Annotated in this window: 18 protein-coding genes; 9 read left to right on the forward strand and 9 right to left on the reverse strand. The window is 55.3% G+C overall.

Going from position 1 to position 17,252, the window contains the following annotated elements:
- Window positions 1-178 precede the first annotated feature (178 nt).
- Entirely contained in the window at window positions 179-1,339 is a 1,161-nt protein-coding gene (locus CPH65_RS22355) for a hypothetical protein (RefSeq protein ID WP_096175918.1), read from the forward strand.
- Window positions 1,340-1,481: 142 nt separating this feature from the next.
- On the forward strand, window positions 1,482-3,149 hold the full coding sequence (locus tag CPH65_RS22360) for a hypothetical protein (protein ID WP_096175919.1): 1,668 nt from the start codon (window positions 1,482-1,484) through the stop codon (window positions 3,147-3,149).
- 104 nt (window positions 3,150-3,253) lie between these two features.
- On the opposite strand, the gene thrS is transcribed toward CPH65_RS22360, so the two are convergent.
- The 3 genes from thrS to CPH65_RS22375 form a co-directional block, all read right to left on the reverse strand.
- Entirely contained in the window at window positions 3,254-5,209 is a 1,956-nt protein-coding gene (gene thrS / locus CPH65_RS22365; protein ID WP_096175920.1) for a threonine--tRNA ligase, read from the reverse strand.
- A 112-nt stretch (window positions 5,210-5,321) separates the two neighbouring features.
- Window positions 5,322-5,630 carry a membrane protein insertion efficiency factor YidD gene (gene yidD / locus CPH65_RS22370; RefSeq protein WP_096175921.1) on the reverse strand — a complete coding sequence of 103 codons (309 nt, stop codon included), beginning with the start codon at window positions 5,628-5,630 and terminating at the stop codon, window positions 5,322-5,324.
- Window positions 5,627-6,085 carry an iron-sulfur cluster assembly scaffold protein gene (locus CPH65_RS22375; RefSeq protein WP_096175922.1) on the reverse strand — a complete coding sequence of 153 codons (459 nt, stop codon included), beginning with the start codon at window positions 6,083-6,085 and terminating at the stop codon, window positions 5,627-5,629. The genes yidD and CPH65_RS22375 overlap by 4 nt, the downstream gene beginning before the upstream one ends.
- A gap of 283 nt (window positions 6,086-6,368) precedes the next feature.
- On the opposite strand from CPH65_RS22375, the gene folE reads away from it, so the two are divergent.
- From folE to CPH65_RS22390, 3 genes are all read left to right on the forward strand, one after another.
- Window positions 6,369-7,082, forward strand: coding sequence for a GTP cyclohydrolase I FolE (gene folE, locus CPH65_RS22380; protein ID WP_096175923.1), 714 nt, complete (start codon window positions 6,369-6,371; stop codon window positions 7,080-7,082).
- A 125-nt stretch (window positions 7,083-7,207) separates the two neighbouring features.
- The gene (gene hisI, locus CPH65_RS22385; protein WP_096175924.1) at window positions 7,208-7,663 is read left to right on the forward strand and encodes a phosphoribosyl-AMP cyclohydrolase; all 456 of its coding nucleotides are present in this window, start codon (window positions 7,208-7,210) and stop codon (window positions 7,661-7,663) included.
- Between the two features lie 92 nt (window positions 7,664-7,755).
- Window positions 7,756-8,781 carry a patatin-like phospholipase family protein gene (locus tag CPH65_RS22390; RefSeq protein WP_096175925.1) on the forward strand — a complete coding sequence of 342 codons (1,026 nt, stop codon included), beginning with the start codon at window positions 7,756-7,758 and terminating at the stop codon, window positions 8,779-8,781.
- 195 nt (window positions 8,782-8,976) lie between these two features.
- Here CPH65_RS22390 and CPH65_RS22395 read toward each other — a convergent pair whose 3' ends face one another.
- Window positions 8,977-9,405, reverse strand: a complete 429-nt coding sequence (locus CPH65_RS22395) for a CBS domain-containing protein (protein WP_096175926.1) — start codon at window positions 9,403-9,405, stop codon at window positions 8,977-8,979.
- Window positions 9,406-9,675: 270 nt separating this feature from the next.
- Window positions 9,676-10,425 carry a rhomboid family intramembrane serine protease gene (locus CPH65_RS22400; protein WP_157747863.1) on the reverse strand — a complete coding sequence of 250 codons (750 nt, stop codon included), beginning with the start codon at window positions 10,423-10,425 and terminating at the stop codon, window positions 9,676-9,678.
- Window positions 10,426-11,040: 615 nt separating this feature from the next.
- Here CPH65_RS22400 and CPH65_RS22405 point away from each other — a divergent pair.
- From CPH65_RS22405 to CPH65_RS22415, 3 genes are all read left to right on the forward strand, one after another.
- The gene (locus CPH65_RS22405) at window positions 11,041-11,709 is read left to right on the forward strand and encodes a PAS domain-containing protein (protein ID WP_096175928.1); all 669 of its coding nucleotides are present in this window, start codon (window positions 11,041-11,043) and stop codon (window positions 11,707-11,709) included.
- 285 nt (window positions 11,710-11,994) lie between these two features.
- On the forward strand, window positions 11,995-12,603 hold the full coding sequence (locus CPH65_RS22410) for a PilZ domain-containing protein (protein WP_096175929.1): 609 nt from the start codon (window positions 11,995-11,997) through the stop codon (window positions 12,601-12,603).
- A gap of 574 nt (window positions 12,604-13,177) precedes the next feature.
- Window positions 13,178-13,759: a transglutaminase-like cysteine peptidase gene (locus tag CPH65_RS22415; RefSeq protein WP_096175930.1), complete on the forward strand. Its 582-nt coding sequence runs from the start codon at window positions 13,178-13,180 to the stop codon at window positions 13,757-13,759.
- A 232-nt stretch (window positions 13,760-13,991) separates the two neighbouring features.
- Here CPH65_RS22415 and CPH65_RS22420 read toward each other — a convergent pair whose 3' ends face one another.
- Complete coding sequence (locus CPH65_RS22420; RefSeq protein ID WP_096176572.1) at window positions 13,992-14,519, reverse strand: gamma carbonic anhydrase family protein; 528 nt, start codon at window positions 14,517-14,519, stop codon at window positions 13,992-13,994.
- Between the two features lie 44 nt (window positions 14,520-14,563).
- Complete coding sequence (locus CPH65_RS22425; protein WP_096175931.1) at window positions 14,564-14,893, reverse strand: hypothetical protein; 330 nt, start codon at window positions 14,891-14,893, stop codon at window positions 14,564-14,566.
- Window positions 14,894-15,111: 218 nt separating this feature from the next.
- On the opposite strand from CPH65_RS22425, the gene CPH65_RS22430 reads away from it, so the two are divergent.
- Window positions 15,112-15,816 (forward strand): hypothetical protein, encoded by a 705-nt coding sequence (locus tag CPH65_RS22430; protein ID WP_096175932.1) that lies wholly within the window; start codon window positions 15,112-15,114, stop codon window positions 15,814-15,816.
- A gap of 127 nt (window positions 15,817-15,943) precedes the next feature.
- Here CPH65_RS22430 and CPH65_RS22435 read toward each other — a convergent pair whose 3' ends face one another.
- Window positions 15,944-16,159 (reverse strand): DUF3126 family protein, encoded by a 216-nt coding sequence (locus CPH65_RS22435; protein ID WP_096176573.1) that lies wholly within the window; start codon window positions 16,157-16,159, stop codon window positions 15,944-15,946.
- 226 nt (window positions 16,160-16,385) lie between these two features.
- Window positions 16,386-17,213: a serine O-acetyltransferase gene (gene cysE / locus CPH65_RS22440; RefSeq protein WP_096175933.1), complete on the reverse strand. Its 828-nt coding sequence runs from the start codon at window positions 17,211-17,213 to the stop codon at window positions 16,386-16,388.
- Window positions 17,214-17,252 lie beyond the last annotated feature (39 nt).

Here is a 17,252-nt window from a genome sequence, read left to right on the forward strand (position 1 = left end):
AAAATTCTCTCAGAACCTACGCAAAGAAACTTAGACGCACCAGACCTCCCGGTCTTTGTGCCCAGAAATGACCATGGTTTTTGGATTTGCTAAGCCAGCACCAGATGCTAAACAGAGTGGTCAGTATGACCGAGTCTGTCACGCAAGAACCAGTTGCATTGCAAGCAAGGACCCAAACGTGAAACGCCCCGATCTTTCCAATCGAACCGTTCGACCTGTACAGATCATTCTCAGGTGCCTGCTTCTGATTCTTACAATAGCCGTTTTGCCGGGCAACGCCGCCGCACAGCAGGCCGACCAGCCCCTCAATCTCGGTGAAGTCATCCAGAAGGAGAGCAGGACAGCCGCGCCGCCACCCTCCTATATCAAACTGCCCGAGACCATTCAGCTGCCGACAGCCAAACCGGCTCAGGGCGCAACACCCGAAAGCGCGGCTGAAACCACCGATCAGACGGACCCGGCAGCACAAAGCGCCGAAGGCACAGAAAGCCAGGATCCGCTCCTTGCCCCCATTCCCGGCGAGACCACTCAGCCAGAAGCACCAGTCGAGCCGGAGATCCAGCCCGGAGGCATTGCACGCCTGCAGCTAGCCGCGCTTCTCTCAGACGAAGGAGAAGTCCTGCGCCGCGGCATTGACTGGCGCATCTATGAGGAAAAGCGTGACGAGAATGGCCAATTGCCCCTCATTCAGGATATCGAAGGCGGCCCGATCCAAGTCGAATTGGAAACCGGCAAATACATCATCTATGCCGGATATGGATTTGCCAATCTGACCAAACGCATCGTGCTCGACAAAGCCGGTGATTATGCCGAGAATTTCAATTTGCAGGCAGGAGCGGTCCGTCTCAACGCGGTAGCCACGGGCGACATTCCGCTCGACAACTCCATTCTGTCCTTCGATATCTACACACGGGACAAGGCCGAGGGCGAAGCACAGAAGCGGGTGGCTGAAAATGTCAAACCCAATCATGTCATCAAGCTGACGGAAGGGACCTATCACATCGTCTCCAGCTACGGCACCTCCAACGCCAAGGTGCGCGGCGACGTTGAAATCTCTGCCGGCAAACTCGTCAACGTGACCATGATCCACAATGCCGCCAAGGTCACATTGCGCCTCGTCTCCGAACCCGGCGGCGAAGCCTTGGCCAACACGATCTGGACGGTTCTCACGCCCGGCGGCGATGTCGTCAAACGGGCCATCGGCGCCTTCCCCACCCTCGCCCTGACAGCCGGCGACTACACCGCCATCGCCAAGCAGAACAATGAAGTCTACAACAGAGACTTCTCGGTGGACTCCGGTCTTGACCGAGACATCGAGGTTCTCGCAACGGTGCGCTGATCCATGTCCCAGCGCCCCACCACATGACCCAACACCCTCCTCTGCAGAACCAATCTGCGACGCTTTGCCATCTACGGACTTCATCACGGCACCATATATCTGCGGCTGTAGTTTCAAACGCCTTTCGCCGTGAGATTGAACAATGGCCAACGCATCCGCCAAGTCAAAATGGGGCATCCGCGCCCATCCAGTTCGCTATGCCCTCATTGCCTTGTGTGTGGTGTTGCTCGGATCCTTCGCCTTTCTGGGCCTTAAGACAAAAGCTCAGGTCGATGAAATCTTTGCCCTCAATGCTGAACGCAAACAGCAGGGCTATTTCATGGCCGAGTTTGAATTTCAGATGCTCTCTGTCATCTACCATGTGGATCGGGGGCACTATCTCACTGCGCTGTCGATCATTCGCGCTGTGCATCACAAACTTGAAAGCGGCGAAGGCCTCATCAAGCTGCCACAGGATGCAACTCCGTCCCAGACGCTGACTTTCTTCAAGGATCTGCAACAGCCTGACACGGGAGACTTCATGCAGGACAAGGGGTATCCGGTTTTTGCCTCCATCAGCGTCACGGCCAATATGATAAACACAATTGACGGTCTTTCGCGAAAAACTGGCATGCCACTTGAGCTCAACCATCCCATGCGCTTCCTCGAAGGCTTCAACGAGCCCGGCGAACTCATCCCGCTTCTGGATGATCTCTCAATGATTGGGCCATTTGGCGCGCGCATGCCCCAGACTCCTTTCGTCGAAATTGGAGAATTGATCGGATTCGCGCAGGATCTGGAGGAGCTTGGCATGTACAAATTCTCTGACGCTTGGCACCTCGCTTTCATCGATTGGGCCAATTCCCATCAACACCCTCAGACGGGGCTTTGGGGCCCTCACCGTGCCGATGATCCCCTTCCCGCTGGCGGTGGAGACATCACGTCCAGTGAAAAAATCGCTCAAGTGTATCTCGACAACGATGGCAATCGGCGACGTCAGGACGCTCCACTCCAGCACCGGGATCAGATTTTCTCCACCGTGCTTGCGCACTTGAACTCAGCCGCTCCCGAAGAACAATCCGATCTCAGTGATATGCACGAATGGATCCTGTCACAGAACAGGGGACTGCGCTTCATCACCCGCTATCTCTGGCGAGAGCTGGAGGCAGATCAGCGGGATGTGGCACACGCGAAGTTCGAAACATTGATCCGCACCCGCTTCGAGCGCACCTTCATTCCAAGCGAGAAAGCCTTCTCTCTCTATCCCGGCGAGGCCCATGCAGACCTTGACGGCACCGGCGAGACGCTTGGCATCCTTGATGAACTTGGCGTCTATTCTCTGGAACGCCAGAACCGCCTTTGGGGCGAGCAGAGCACCGAGACAAAAATGCTGCCGCCGGTCACAACGAACGACATGATGGCTGCGCTAAGGGAAACCTTCTCGCAGATACAGGGGGGCAATTCCATCCGGCTTCATCGCATTGAAAGTTCAATCTTCGACCCGCTCAAACCGGATCTGATCTATCGGCCCATAACCGCAACAATACCCGACGCGGTTGAACTGGCCTACGGCATCGAAGGCTGGCTGGTACAGACGCCACAGCAGATGGGCAACTGGATGTCAAAGGATTCGATACGCCGTCGCCTGCCTGAACTGGAGCAGATCCAGCCAGTCATCCTCACCGATCCGTCAGCTGCCTTACCCCCGGTATTCCAGAGGACCGGTTCGAGCTGGCAGGCGATTGCCTACGACATTTTGGGCCGCGCCATCGGCCAGACGATCTTGCATCCGAAAACGGAATCAAAGTCTGAAGCCGTAGATTCTCTTTAGCACCAAAGCGGAATAACCATCTGGAATACAAAAAGAAAAGGCGACACTTAAAGTGCCGCCTTTAGCCTTGTTAGTTGAATCAATCTCTCAAGTGAGACACATCTCTACTCGGCAGCCTGCCCCTTGGCAGCTTCCATCTCGCGGCGGAGATCTGGAGCCACAGCTTCATCGACCAGCGAAGAGATCGCCTCTTCAAGGCTCATCGAGGTCTGGTGCTTGGAGCCGAGACGACGGATGGAAACGGTCCGCTCTTCAGCTTCCTTCTTGCCACAAACCAGCAGCGCCGGAACCTTGGCCAGCGAGTGCTCGCGAACCTTGTAGTTGATCTTCTCGTTACGAAGATCAAGGTCAACATTGAGACCCGCAGCGGTCAGCAGATCACGCACCTCTTGCGCATACTCATCCGCATCGGACGTGATGGTCGCGACCACCACCTGCAGCGGCGCAAGCCAAAGCGGGAAGTGACCGGCATAATGCTCAATGAGGATGCCGCAGAAGCGTTCCAGCGATCCGAACAGCGCCCGGTGGATCATCACCGGATTGACCTTGTTGCCCTCGGTGTCGATATAGAAGGCACCGAGACGTCCGGGCAAGTTGAGGTCAACCTGAACCGTGCCGCATTGCCAGTCACGACCAATGGCATCGCGCAGGACATATTCGAGCTTGGGACCATAGAAGGCCCCCTCGCCCGGATTAAGCGTCCATTCCTGACCTGCCGCATCAATCGCATGCTTCAATGCCGCCTCGGCAGCATCCCAGACAGCATCCGAACCAACGCGTTTTTCGGGACGGTCCGAGAATTTGACGCGGATGTCATGGAAGCCGAAATCCCGATAAATCGACATGATCTGCTGATGCATATCGACACAGACTTCGGTGATCTGATCCTCGGAAGAGAAGATGTGCGCATCATCTTGCGTGAAGTGACGCACGCGCATCATTCCATGCAGAGCACCCGATGGCTCATAGCGATGCACCTTGCCGAACTCGGCAATCTTCAGGGGAAGGTCACGATAGGACTTGAGACCATTCTTGAAGATCTGCACATGGCCGGGGCAGTTCATCGGCTTGCAGCAATAGACACGCTCATCCGGGGTCTGGGTGGTGAACATGTTTTCACCGAACTTCTCCCAGTGGCCAGACGTCTCCCAAAGAGACTTCTCCATCATGTCAGGGCTGTTGACTTCCTTGTAGCCCCAATCCCGCTGACGGCGACGCATATAGGCAATGAGGCTCTGGAACAGGGTCCAGCCCTTGTCGTGCCAGAAGACGGACCCGGGGGCCTCTTCCTGAAAATGGAACAGGTCCATCTCGCGGCCCAGCTTGCGGTGGTCGCGCTTCTCGGCTTCCTCGAGGCGATGCAGATGCTCCTTGAGATCCTTGTCCGAAGCCCATGCCGTGCCGTAGATGCGGCTCAACATGGCATTGTTGGAATCGCCGCGCCAATAGGCACCGGCAACCTTCATCAGCTTGAAGGCCGTGCCAATGTGGCCGGTCGAGGTCATGTGCGGACCGCGGCACAGATCGAGCCACTCGCCCTGCCGGTAGATCTTCAGATCCTGATCTGCCGGAATGGCTTCCACCAGCTCAACCTTGTAGCCCTCTCCCTTGTCGGAGAAATGCTTCTTGGCAACATCGCGGCTCCAGACTTCCTTGGTGAAGGGTTTGTTGCGCGCGATGATCTCGGCCATCTTCTTCTCAATGGCTTCGAGATCTTCAGTGGTGAAGGGCTCGTTGCGAGCAAAATCGTAATAAAAGCCATCCTTGATGACTGGGCCGATGGTGACCTGGGTTCCGGGGAAGAGTTCCTGCACAGCTTCGGCCATCACATGCGCGGCATCGTGACGGATAAGCTCGAGCGCAACATCGTCCGTGCGGGTCACGATTTCGATGGAGGCGTCACTCTTGATCGGATCAGCCAGATCACTAAGCACGCCATCCAGTTTCATGGCGACGGCTTTTTTGGCGAGGGATTTGGAAATGCCCGCAGCGATATCGACGCCGGTGGTCCCAGCATCATATTCGCGAACAGATCCGTCGGGGAAAGTCAGATTGACCATTGGTATTCTCCTGCTCAACTCCTGCCTACAACGCAGGTAAGCTTTCGGGCATGGCCCGGTTTTTGTCATAAAATGCGATCAGTCTATGGCCTAGGGAGGAGCAGCAAAGGCATCAATCGCAGGACCCCGGTCCCGTCGCATGATCAATGTGGTCGCCACCCCACAGGCCATAGTGCCATGGTTTATACCAACGAGCATCATCAGGCAACCGTTCAGGCACGGGATCATAGCCGCTATGTCCCCAAGGGTGACAGCGACAGATCCGCGCAAGGCCAACCCAGCCCCCGGCCCAAAAGCCAAAGCGCCCAATCGCCTCTTCAGTATACTGGGAACAGGTGGGAAGATAACGGCACTGCCGCCCCATGAAGGGGGAAAGAAAGATCTGATAGAGCTTGATCAGACCAATCGCCAGATATTTCATTGCCCAGACTCTGATTGCCCTGATTGCCCTGATTGCTCGATCTGATCGATCGCATCAACCACCGCATCGAACACCAAAAGCGTTGAGGTGTGGCGCGCAGGATAGTCCCGCACAGGCTCGAGATATTGCAGATCGTCCCACTTTCCCTGCGGCGGATTGCCCTTGTCCATCAGCATGGCCCGCATTTCATCGCGCAAAAGCCGCAGCTCATTGCCATCCGACCCGATGATATGCCGCGCCACAACAGAGGACGCCGCCTGACCCAGCGCACAAGCATTGACCGCATGGCCGTAATCAACCACCTTGCCGTCTTCCATGACAAGGTCGACTTCAACCGTCGATCCGCACAGCTTGCTGTGTTTCTTGGACGAGGCCTGAGGCTCCGCCAGACGCTCAAGTCGTGGAATATTGCCGGCAAATTCCATGATTTTCTTGTTGTAGATGGCATCTAACATGAAAATGATCCCGTTTCTTTACTCGCCGATGCGATCCAAACTTGGTGCTTCACCCTATAACCCCTATATGGGAAGTGAAACAAGAATGTCGCAGCTTTTCCCACCCCCGAAAGCAAATATTCAGATCAAAGAGCATGATGCCTGCCTAGCAGGAGCAAATAGCTGCTGACAAATCAGCAAAAAAGTGCATGATGGCGCAACTAGATCAATCGTCACCAAACGATGACATTCCGTCGATCCAAATGCCACTCGCACCTCATTCAGGAAAGGCACGGGGATTCCCATGGCTATTGTCGTTGACACGAGTGATACCGCTTCGGCTTCCAAGAGTGAGCATGAAACAGCGTTGAAAAACAACAAAAACACAGAAAATCTGCACCCCTTCCCTCGCGCGGAGAACACCGCCGAAGACTGGGCGCTGACCGAGCGTCCGTCTCGTGAAGAGGCTGAGGAAGCCGTACGCACACTGATCAAATGGATTGGCGATGATCCCGAACGCGAAGGCCTGATTGACACGCCTCGCCGGGTCGTCAATGCCTATGAGGATCTCTACAAGGGCTATCGCGAAGACCCGACCGTGCCGCTTGAGCGTGTCTTTGAAGAGGTCAACGGCTATAAGGACATGGTGCTTTTGCGCGATGTGGAATTCTATTCCGCTTGCGAACACCACATGGTTCCTTTCGTTGGCAAGGCGCACATTGCCTACTACCCGGCAAACGGCGTCGTCGGTCTGTCCAAGCTGGCGCGGGTGATCGACACCTTCGCCCGCCGTTTGCAGACGCAAGAATCCATGACCTCCCAGATCATCAAGACCATCGAGACATCTCTGGCTCCGCGCGGCATTGCCCTGATGATCGAGGCAGAACATATGTGCATGAGCATGAGGGGCGTTCAGAAAAGGGGCGTATCCACTGTGACCACCTGTTTCACCGGCGTCTTCGAAGACGATGCGGACAAGCAGGAGCGTTTCATGCGTTTGGTCGGAGAGCGGCGTTAGGCCCACCGAACCACACCACAACATGAGCAAGGGGTGGATCTGGATCCGCCCCTTTTCTTTTTGCCCCATCAAGGCTATGGCAAGAGCAGCAATAACGGCCATCCATAGTTTAGGAAGAGACGCCCATGCCCACGCCCTTTTTCTCCCGAGACGGCAAAGACAAAGAGACCATCGAGCTGGGCACAGACATGCTGCCCAAGTTTGACGAGGCCGGCCTTATCGCTTGCATCGTCACCGATGCCGACAGCGGTGATGTCGTCATGTTCGCCTATATGAACGAAGAAAGCCTGCGCCTGACGCTTGAAACCCGGGAGGCTCACTATTGGAGCCGCTCCCGTCAGGAGCTCTGGCACAAGGGCGCGACCAGCGGCAACGTTCAGGATGTCATTGAGCTACGCACCGATTGCGATCAGGACGCCATCTGGATCAAGGTCCGCACCCGCGGCGCCAGCGCCAATTGCCATCAGGGCTACAAATCCTGCTTCTACCGCGCAGCCTCGCTGGACGACGGCAAAGCCAAATTGTCCTTCACTGAAGACAAGCCCCTGTTCGACCCCGCCAAGGTCTATGGCAAGCATTGATCCCATCCGACCAATTGACAAGGAAGGCCCATCCGCCTGTTAATGCTCCTGGAGCGCTCCACTGATAGACTAGAAGCCCGGAGGACAAGACCATGCTCTCGAACTGGCTGGACACGCCCGCACCAGACAAGGGTGCAACATCTCAGGATGGAACACAGGAGATCTCCGAGCAATCCGACCCTGTCATAGCGCCACCCTCTCTCGATGCGCCGCTTGGCCTTGCTCTTGGGGGCGGCGCTGCCAAGGGCTGGTCCCACATTGGTGTTTTTCACGCTCTTGACGAAGCAGGCATCCGGCCGGACATCATCACCGGGACGTCCATCGGCGCTGTGGTTGGCGGCTGCTATCTTGCCGGTCGTCTCGACAAGCTGGAGGAATTTGCCCGCGGTCTGACCCGTGGCCGTCTTTTTGGCCTGCTTGATGTCAGCTTCTCGGGCAGCAGCCTGATCAACGGCACACGCCTGACCAAACTTCTCAAGCGTTATCTCAACGATATCAAAATCGAGGATCTGGACCGGCCCTTCATGGCGGTTGGCACCGAGCTCTCAACGGGCCATGAAATCTGGCTCCGCCGGGGCTCCCTGATCACGGCAATGCAGGCATCCTATGCCCTGCCCGGCGTTTTCTCGCCTGTTAATGTCAATGGCCGTCTTCTCGTTGACGGGGCTTTGGTCAACCCGGTGCCCGTCTCCCTCACGCGCGCCCTGGGGGCAAGAATCGTTATCGCGGTCAATCTCAGCTCGGATACGTTCGGGCGCGGCACCATCGTCCCAAATGTCCATTTCGAGGACGATCGGCTTCCCGCGAGCCAGCCCCTTGAGCGGGAGGCTCCGGCCATGGGAACACTGGGGACTTTGAAAAATCTCGTCTTTGGCAACGAAGAACAGGGCAGCCCCGGCATCTCGAGCGTGATGTTTGACGCCTACACCATCATTCAGGACCGGATCACACGCTCCCGTCTCGCCGGAGACCCACCGGACATCACCATCAAACCCCGCCTCAAGGATATCGGCATGTTCGACTTTGATCAGGCTGAGGCCTCCATCGCGGCAGGTTATGCAGCAACTCAGAAGGTGATCAAGGAACTGCACGAATTGTCGGATGACCTCAAGTCCTAGCCCCGCCAACCACGCCATCACGACAAAAGACAAAACAAAGGCGGGCAATAAGCCCGCCTGTCAGAGCGATTTGAAGATAAACCGGGTCAACAGTTTAGATTTAAACGCCATTGCTCGGTATTATAATGCATTCTCAAGCACGCTTGCTCCGGAGAATTGCTCCAGAGCATCAGATTGCGAAAAGGAGGCCAGCCTCTAGGCTGAGGCAATGTAGCGCCGCATTTCTTCCGCTTCCCGTTCGGTTTCCTCAATCCGGCGCTTCACGACGTCCCCGATCGAGACCAGCCCGATCAGCTTGCCATCCTCGACGACAGGCATGTGGCGAAACCGGCCCGACGACATCTTCGACATGACGCTGACAATCGTATCCGCCTCTTTGCAGGTCACCACATTCGCGGTCATGTAATCGGAGGCCAACTCGGACAGCACGGCCCCTCCCTTTTCGCCCAGCGCGCGCACAATATCGCGCTCTGACAAAATGCCTTTGAGCGTTGCGCCTTCCGCGAGCAACACCACACCAATCCTCTTTTCGCGCAACATCTTCACGACGTCTGCCAGCGGACTGGCGGGCTGCATCGTAAAGACCTCGCGCCCCTTCTTATCCAGAATAGTAGCGATCGTCATGCATGTCTCCCCTGATGATCTGATGCCCGAAGTCAATCTCAACGCTGTCTTTCGGGCACCGATGACGTGTCCTTTTTAAAGTCTGCGACGAAATAAAGCGCATGGCAAGCGTCCGACGCGAAAACTTACGACTAATATCGCCAACACTAACGGTCAAACGTTGCTTTGGCGACGCTTTTTAAAACACAATTAATACTGTTTGAGCGAGGACAAAAGATGGATAGACCTCAGATCTTGCTGTTTCTTCTGTCCGGGCAGAGTACCAATCGTCTACTTTATAACGCGTAAGTGCTCAGGTCGTTTCTTCTCGTCCTGCTTTTTTGGTTTTTTCGGACCGCGCGGCGGTCGGCTGTAGGGGTCAACGTAGGGCAGGATGAGCAGACCGGCAATAAATCCACCAAGATGCGCTTCCCAAGCGATACCGCCACCGCCAAAAGCAGACGTCAGACCGAACACCAGGTTAAGCACCAGCCAGATACCCAGAAAAGCCATCGCCTGCTGGTTTTGCCACAGTTGCTTGAGGGTCAGCGCGGGATAGGTGTGCGTTCCCTGTAGGGCAGAAAACCCGCCATAGCCGCCAACAAAGGCGAACCGTGCGGTCGCCGCCATTGCACCGGAGAGCACCGCGGACACACCGACGAGCGGCGAGGAACTGTTCAGATGCACCAGCAGATGCACGAATGCACCGGCTGCTGCCGTGACGACAAAGAAGATCGCGAAATTGAATGTCCCGATCCGCCGCAAAACCACCGTTGCAAAGGCCGCCATCCAAACGAGGTTGAGAAGCAGGTGCGCCCAGCCTCCATGCAGGAAGGCATAGGTCACGAAGGTCCAGACATCTCCGAAGATCCCGCCGGGAAAGGCAAAATTCTGCGCCACTTCGCCGTAGCGTGGCGGCAGGAAAGAGAACCACAGCATGAGATCCTGTCGCTGAACAGGAGAAAGCACGAAGGACTGCAGCACCTGAATGACAATCATGATTCCGCCAAGCACCATGATAGGCCTCGGCAAATTGAGCATGGGTTCTCTTGGAGGAGGTGTTCCGGCAGGCATATGCCAGGAGCCGCGCGGTTGCAATGCCATGTCTGTTCCTTGTCTCTACAGGCGCCAAGACTGACATTTGGGAGCTTTTTGTGGCGACATCAAGCCCACGCAGCACAGCACGGCGCGATGGTGGCTCCCATTTGATAAGGCAATTGTTTTAACAACGCCTAGCAGGGACGACGGAGCCTTTGATAAAAAAAAGCCACCCGACGACCTGTTGATCACTTCGGATGGCAAAAAAAGCCTCCTGAAAATTATCAGGGCTGGCTTGAAGAGCCGCAGCATCGGGCGCTTTAGGAGTCCGGCCCGACGCCGAGGATGCTGTTGATCACCTGTTTACTGCGCATGGAAGCCCGTGGCAATCGAAAGACATTATTAATGTTAATCTGCCCCAGACAAACCCTTCGCTCTAGAAAGGCCATTCTTTATTGTATGTCTCTACCAAGTTCGACCCGGCCTGAGTCGCCCCCCCGATGACCGAGCAAATTGGCACGGCTTTCGCAGATCATGGGGTAGACAACAGGCAAAGGGTCTAAAGTGTCTCAGCTTGAAACAGCTTTGGCACAAAACTGGCCCAGATAGAGAAGAACCATGAAACATCAGGTGACACGAGAGCTCTTCACATACTGGGATGGCTTGCGTGGCGGACGGACGGCTCCGGAACGCAGTGACATTGATCCGGCCGAAATTCATCAAATTCTGGGCGACACATTCATTCTTGAATATGAGAATCAGGACACCCTCCGGTTCAGACTTGCCGGAACGCGTCTGTGCGGCTCTTTTTGCCGCGAATTGAAAGGCCAGAATTTCCTCAAGATCTGGAGCCGACAGGATACCTCGAGCATCCGCCTCTTGCTCACCGCCGTGGCAGAAGATGAAGCCGCTGCCGTTGTAGGCTTCAAGGGCAAGACCGAACGGGATCAGGAGCTTGATTTCGAGGCAATCCTTTTGCCGCTGCGCCACTATGGCCAACCAAAGTCACGCATCCTTGGCGCAGCAAGCCCGGCAGACATTCCCTATTGGGTGGGCATCTGGCCACTGACCGAGCTGAGCGTCACATCCATGCGTCTCATCTGGCCGGACGAACGCCCCTCTTTCATGCGCAAGGGCGCGGGCGATGAGAGCCTTAACAACAAGTTCGGCCTTGCCCCTGTCACCGCCACGCGACAGGCAGCCGCTCAAATGCACAAAAGCCCGGCGTTCCAGACCGAGCAGCGTTTCGGGCACCTGACGGTCATCGAAGGTGGGCGTCAAGACTGAACAAATCCTTTTGCCTGTTGATTAAAGACTGAGCGCGCGTCACGATCCGGATCATGACGCGCGCTTTTTCTTTGCCGTTCCGTTCGGATCGATGGCGGAATATCGGCATTTACAGCTATTTTCGGCCAATCCTGTCCTAAACGCCTCTCACATCGATTTCACCAAGGTCATGATCACAACCAAAGCGATATTCCGGACGCCCGCTAAAAGGCTTTGTTAACCATGCAAGGCCTAGGATAGGTCCAGTCACGTCAACAAGTCTCTTATGGCGATAAGCGGTCCTTCATGTCTGCATCACTGCAAAAATCCGTTTTGCCTCGGGTAACCGAGCGTCGACGGCACCAGCGGGTCAGGGTAAATCTGCTCGGTCGGTTCATGCTTGAGAACAAGCAGGAATACCCGTGCCAGGTTATCAACATGTCCCCCGGCGGCGTTGCCTTGATCGCACCAATTCGCGGTGAAATCGGTGAGAGGGTCATTGCCTATATCGATCACATCGGCCGCATTGAAGGAAAAATCGTTCGCAAGATTGAAGGTGGCTTTGCCCTGACTGTCGATGCGACATCAAGAAAGCGTGACAAGCTGGCATCACAGCTGACCTGGCTGGCCAACCGCCACATTCTCGATCTGCCTGAAGATCGCCGCCACGAACGGCAACAGCCCAAGGCCCCGATCACCAAGCTTATCCTTGAAGATGGCACTGAGCATATTTGTCAGGTTCTCGACCTGTCGCTCTCGGGCGCCGCGGTCAAGACAAAGGTACGCCCGAAGATCGGCAAACCGGTCAAGGTAGGCAAGATCCGCGCTCGTGTGGTGCGCCACCTTGAAGATGGTCTCGCCATCGAATTCGCCGCAGTTCAGGACCGGAACATGCTCGACGAGAATCTGCGCTGACATCCCGTATGGGTGACACAGGCCAAAAGTGACGCATGTCTCTCTTGAGCGTCCTCCCCGATCACCTTCAACGATCCTGCCGTAATGCATCCTCGCGTTTAAATCCGGCACGCCCAATCACATACACAGAATATTTTTGAGAAAATAATCTCATCGAAAATATCATTTTTCGGTGGGATTTTGCCGTGCGCGGCGTCCAACTGGCGCGCATCAGATCGCTTGTGCGCGGCCTGAAAGCAACCTCTCATCTCTCGTCGTTGTTGTTGTCAAACCTCAACGGGAGCAAGGCAACAAGCCGAAGCGGCGACAAAAAATTCCCTAAGCTATTGTTTTTTATACATTTTTCCCGCTCATTACAGTTTTAACAAAGTTTGACGCTCTTTTTCCTAAAGCTTGAGAAAAAGGCTATTCAAGTTTTCATAAAAATAAAAATAAAATATAATAAAAGTAAATTCGAATTCAAATCAAAGTAAAATAAAGTACTATTTTTATTATACTCAAATGTACCAAGCAAAGTTGGAAGTATATAAAATCGAAGGCGCTATAAATCTCCAGACAACGACGGGAGATTTACATGAAAAAGCGCATTTGGGGATTTGCATTTTTCTGCTTCACAAGCTTGGCCTTCATCAGCCAATCACAAGCAGCATCCTTTTCACCATTCATGACCCTTTCAGGGAAAACCTCTGCACCCATAGGACATGTCGAATTCTGCCGCCAGAATCCGCGCGAATGCAACAAGTCCTTCAGCGTGGATCAGGCGGTGCGCCTGACGCCGGAAAACTGGGAACAGCTGATCAACATCAACAATCAGGTCAACCAGACCGTGAAACCGGTTACCGATCAGGAGCTCTATCGCACCGAGGAAGTATGGACCTATCCGGGCAACGCAGGGGACTGCGAAGACTATGCCCTGCTCAAACGGCGCCTGTTGAACAATCTCGGCTGGCCAGAAACGGCGCTGCTCATCACGGTTGTGCGCGAAGTCAATGGCAACGGCCATGCCGTGCTCACCGTACGGACCGACCGGGGCGACCTCATTCTTGATAATCAGGACTCGCGCATCCTGCCGTGGGACCAGACACCTTATCATTATGTCAAACGCCAGGCCGCGCTTCACCCTTCAAACTGGACCGCGATCCTTGACCAAAGATAACTGGCAGCTAGATCGGCCTGCTCTGAAAGACACACATGCTAACTGATTGAAGAAACATAGGAATAAGTGGGGTTCGAACTCTTGCCAGTGTGACAGCTCTTGACATGAAGTACGAAGACAAAACCTGATCGTAAATCCCCACTTCCCGTCCGCATCGATCAGGTTTTGAGGGCCAGCTGTCCCCGCAGCTGGCCCTTGCCCTTTTGGGCCATCCGGTTGAACGGTATAGAGGCTAGATCGCCTGCAGTTCAGACGCAAACCGCTTCCAGTTGGCGACATAGTTGCGCGCCGAGGCGGTCAGTTTGGCGACGGCCTCCTCATCAAGCACGCGAACAACTTTGCCCGGCATCCCCATGACGAGGGAATTGTCGGGAATCTCCTTGCCCTCCGGGATCAGCGCTTTGGCACCGATCAGGCAATTGCGCCCGATTTTAGCCCCGTTGAGGATCACCGCTCCCATTCCAATCAGCGAATTGTCACCGATCGTGCATCCGTGCAGGATCACATTGTGACCAATCGTGCAGTCACTGCCAATATCGAGCGGATACCCCATGTCGGTGTGCAACGTGCTGCCTTCCTGAATGTTGCTGCGCTCTCCAACAGTAATGGCCTCGTTGTCACCGCGAAGCACGGCTCCGAACCAGACACTTGCGCTCGATTTCAGAATGACCTTGCCGATCACACTCGCCGACGGTGCGACCCAGCAGTCTCCCGCTTCCGGCAATTCGGGTCGAACCTCTCCCAATTGATAAAGTGTCACCCTGCTCTCCTCCTTCTTCTTTGCTGCTTCTTTGCTGCGGGCATTCACCCCACGGCGGTCATCGTGCCAACAACAGCATTGAGCAGAAGCACACCCGAGCAGGCACTCCAAAGACCTGCAATGGCAGACGAACCGAACAGCCAACCGATCGGCCTGTTCTCGATCCGGCGCCCCCGCAAGGCATTGCGCATGATAATGAACGGGCCGGCAAAGGTACACATCCCGATCGCGATCATGGCTTTCCCCCAGCTCTCAGCCTCAACCCGAAAACCGACCGGCCGTTGAGCGAACAACTGATAAAGGCTGGAGAGAATCCCCGCGCAGACGAATCCCACACATGTGACATAGACAAACGCAAACACTTCAAGTCCCATCTATGGACACCTTTCCTGATTTCTGGCTCCATTTCGTCTCACCTTGAAACAGAGCGAATGCATTGATCAGGAAAGTGCAATCCGCGTGCCGCCGGGCCCGTCCGCATCGGGCCGGACCTCCCGCCAAACTGTTCATTGAAGCGCCAGAGAGGATTGCTTAAGCTTGCAATGCCCCTTATCCAATAATGACAGGGCAAGGACAGCAGCAAAGGACAGAGATGCAACAGCCGCTTGACGAACATGGTTCGCCGCAGAGATGGATTTTCTTTCTGCTTATTGCCGGGCTGATTGCCATCACGACCCTGTTCATCGTCAGTCGCCTGTTCGAATATTCCGGCCCCGAGCTTCTCAACAGCCCCTACAGCGCCAAGACCGAGCCGAAAATCATCCTCATCGGCGACATTCGCTTCACGGTGCCCGAGAATATGATCCGCCGCCCCGAACAACGCGAAGACGCCATGGTCCAACAGCTGGACCTCGTCATGCTCTGGCCGGAACTGGAAGGCTTCACCCGTGACAATCAGGTTCACTTCAGCAATTCGGGCCCCGACTCGCGTCTGATCTACGCCACCCTCAGTCAGCCCGAGCAGATCCTCTCAAGCTCCGAGCGGCTCTATACGGTCTATAGCGAGCATTTCGATGGTGACCCGATCAGCGGGCCGGCCAGATTGATTGGCTTTGCCATGGACCCGAAATCAAGCTTCGCCGGAGAGACGGTCTATTTCAAACCGGATGAAAGCGAGCCCTTTGTCGCCCGTTGTGTCCAGCCCGTAAAAGGCTCCCCCACATTCTGCATGCGCGACATCATGCTCACTGGCAAAGTGCAACTAAGCTATCGCTTTCGCCTGCCTTTGCTGAAGGAATGGAAACGCATGGACGAAACCATCAAGGACCGCGTCACCGGCTTTGTCCATTTCCCCTAGGCAAGGGGGAAAGTCACCTAGGGCGGCCCTTTGGAACACCCCTAGAAAAGACAACAAAAAAGCCGCCGGATCAGGGATCAGGCAGCTTTGATGCAATGTCAAATCTCTCGAAAGGGCGCCGTAAGGCTCATTGCTCCTCGAGGTCATAGTCCAGAATCGCCATCGAGAAATTGTAGGACAGGTCCCCGTCTTCCTCATCGCGGAACAGAACGCCGACAAACTCGTCCTCAACATACACTTCGGCAGAATCATCTTTGCGGGGGCGAGCGCGCACTTCGAGTTTTGGGGACTGCAAGGTCCGACGCATGAAATTCTGAAGTTTCGCCAGTTCGGTCTTGTCCAAAATTGCCTCCTGCAAAAAGTTTGTTGTATGCGGGATCAGATGCAGATGCCATCTTATCCTAAGGGCCCGATTTGCAAAGCCGCCCTAAACGATCCGCAATGCCTTAATATGCTCGTTGGTGAAGTGACATAACGAGCTTCCAGAGTAAAGCCGCTTTCCACACATCATTGTCCACATGCGCGATTTGGCCACTCTAGCCAAGCCACCAAGGATAACGCACACGAAGCTATTCGGTTTCGCGTAAAATCTGATCCATGGTGCGCGCAGGCTCGGCACATCCGGCCTTGCCAACCATCTTGGCGGGAACGCCAGCCACCGTGGTGTTGGGGGCGACATCCTTGAGCACGACAGACCCGGCGGCGATGCGTGAGCAATTGCCGATTTCGATGTTGCCAAGCACATTGGCACCGGCCCCGATCAGGACGCCATGGCGAATCTTGGGATGGCGATCACCGCCTTCCTTGCCGGTCCCGCCAAGAGTAACGCCCTGAAGAATGGACACATCATCCTCGACAACCGCAGTGGCCCCAATGACGATACCGGTGGCATGGTCGAAGAATATCCCCTTGCCAAGCGGAACGCACGGATGAATATCCACCTGAAAGACCGCCGAGCTGACGCTTTGCAGATAGAGGGCAAAATCCTGACGACCATTTTTCCAGAGCCAGTTGGCAAGACGATGGGTTTGGATGGCCTGAAACCCCTTGAAATAGAGCAAGGGATCAAGATAGCGGTCGCACGCAGGGTCGCGATCAACCACTGCGACGATATCGGCGCGCATGGCGTCTGAAAGGGAGGGATCGGAGGCATAGGCCTCACGATAGGCCTGACGGATAGCCTCCGAGTCCATCGCGGGGCTGTGCATACGATCCACCAGCCGGTGCATGACCGCATTCTCAAGACGCTTGTGACTGAGAACCGTGGAATAGATGAAGCTGCTCAGCACCGGTTCGGCACGGATCACCTCTTCCGCTTCGGAACGAACCCGATGCCAGATCGGATCAACCAGATCCAGCTCCTCGCCGCTTACGCTCTTCAGACTGCTTTCAGCCATTGCTCTTTGCCTCTTCCTTCGCCTATTGCCCGACTTTCA

Origin of the sequence: Cohaesibacter sp. ES.047, assembly GCF_900215505.1 — a bacterium.
GTDB lineage: Bacteria > Pseudomonadota > Alphaproteobacteria > Rhizobiales > Cohaesibacteraceae > Cohaesibacter.

Bases quoted from the DNA above. Each gene is read 5' to 3' on its own strand.
- yidD (WP_096175921.1), bottom strand. From the start codon at position 5,630: ATGAAATATCTGGCGATTGGTCTGATCAAGCTCTATCAGATCTTTCTT.
- hisI (WP_096175924.1), top strand. From the start codon at position 7,208: ATGCCCACGCCCTTTTTCTCCCGAGACGGCAAAGACAAAGAGACCATC.
- CPH65_RS22390 (WP_096175925.1), top strand. From the start codon at position 7,756: ATGCTCTCGAACTGGCTGGACACGCCCGCACCAGACAAGGGTGCAACA.
- CPH65_RS22410 (WP_096175929.1), top strand. From the start codon at position 11,995: ATGTCTGCATCACTGCAAAAATCCGTTTTGCCTCGGGTAACCGAGCGT.
- thrS (WP_096175920.1), bottom strand. From the start codon at position 5,209: ATGGTCAATCTGACTTTCCCCGACGGATCTGTTCGCGAATATGATGCT.
- CPH65_RS22395 (WP_096175926.1), bottom strand. From the start codon at position 9,405: ATGACGATCGCTACTATTCTGGATAAGAAGGGGCGCGAGGTCTTTACG.
- cysE (WP_096175933.1), bottom strand. From the start codon at position 17,213: ATGGCTGAAAGCAGTCTGAAGAGCGTAAGCGGCGAGGAGCTGGATCTG.
- CPH65_RS22375 (WP_096175922.1), bottom strand. From the start codon at position 6,085: ATGTTAGATGCCATCTACAACAAGAAAATCATGGAATTTGCCGGCAAT.
- CPH65_RS22425 (WP_096175931.1), bottom strand. From the start codon at position 14,893: ATGGGACTTGAAGTGTTTGCGTTTGTCTATGTCACATGTGTGGGATTC.
- CPH65_RS22400 (WP_157747863.1), bottom strand. From the start codon at position 10,425: ATGCTCAATTTGCCGAGGCCTATCATGGTGCTTGGCGGAATCATGATT.
- CPH65_RS22415 (WP_096175930.1), top strand. From the start codon at position 13,178: ATGAAAAAGCGCATTTGGGGATTTGCATTTTTCTGCTTCACAAGCTTG.
- folE (WP_096175923.1), top strand. From the start codon at position 6,369: ATGGCTATTGTCGTTGACACGAGTGATACCGCTTCGGCTTCCAAGAGT.
- CPH65_RS22430 (WP_096175932.1), top strand. From the start codon at position 15,112: ATGCAACAGCCGCTTGACGAACATGGTTCGCCGCAGAGATGGATTTTC.
- CPH65_RS22360 (WP_096175919.1), top strand. From the start codon at position 1,482: ATGGCCAACGCATCCGCCAAGTCAAAATGGGGCATCCGCGCCCATCCA.
- CPH65_RS22405 (WP_096175928.1), top strand. From the start codon at position 11,041: ATGAAACATCAGGTGACACGAGAGCTCTTCACATACTGGGATGGCTTG.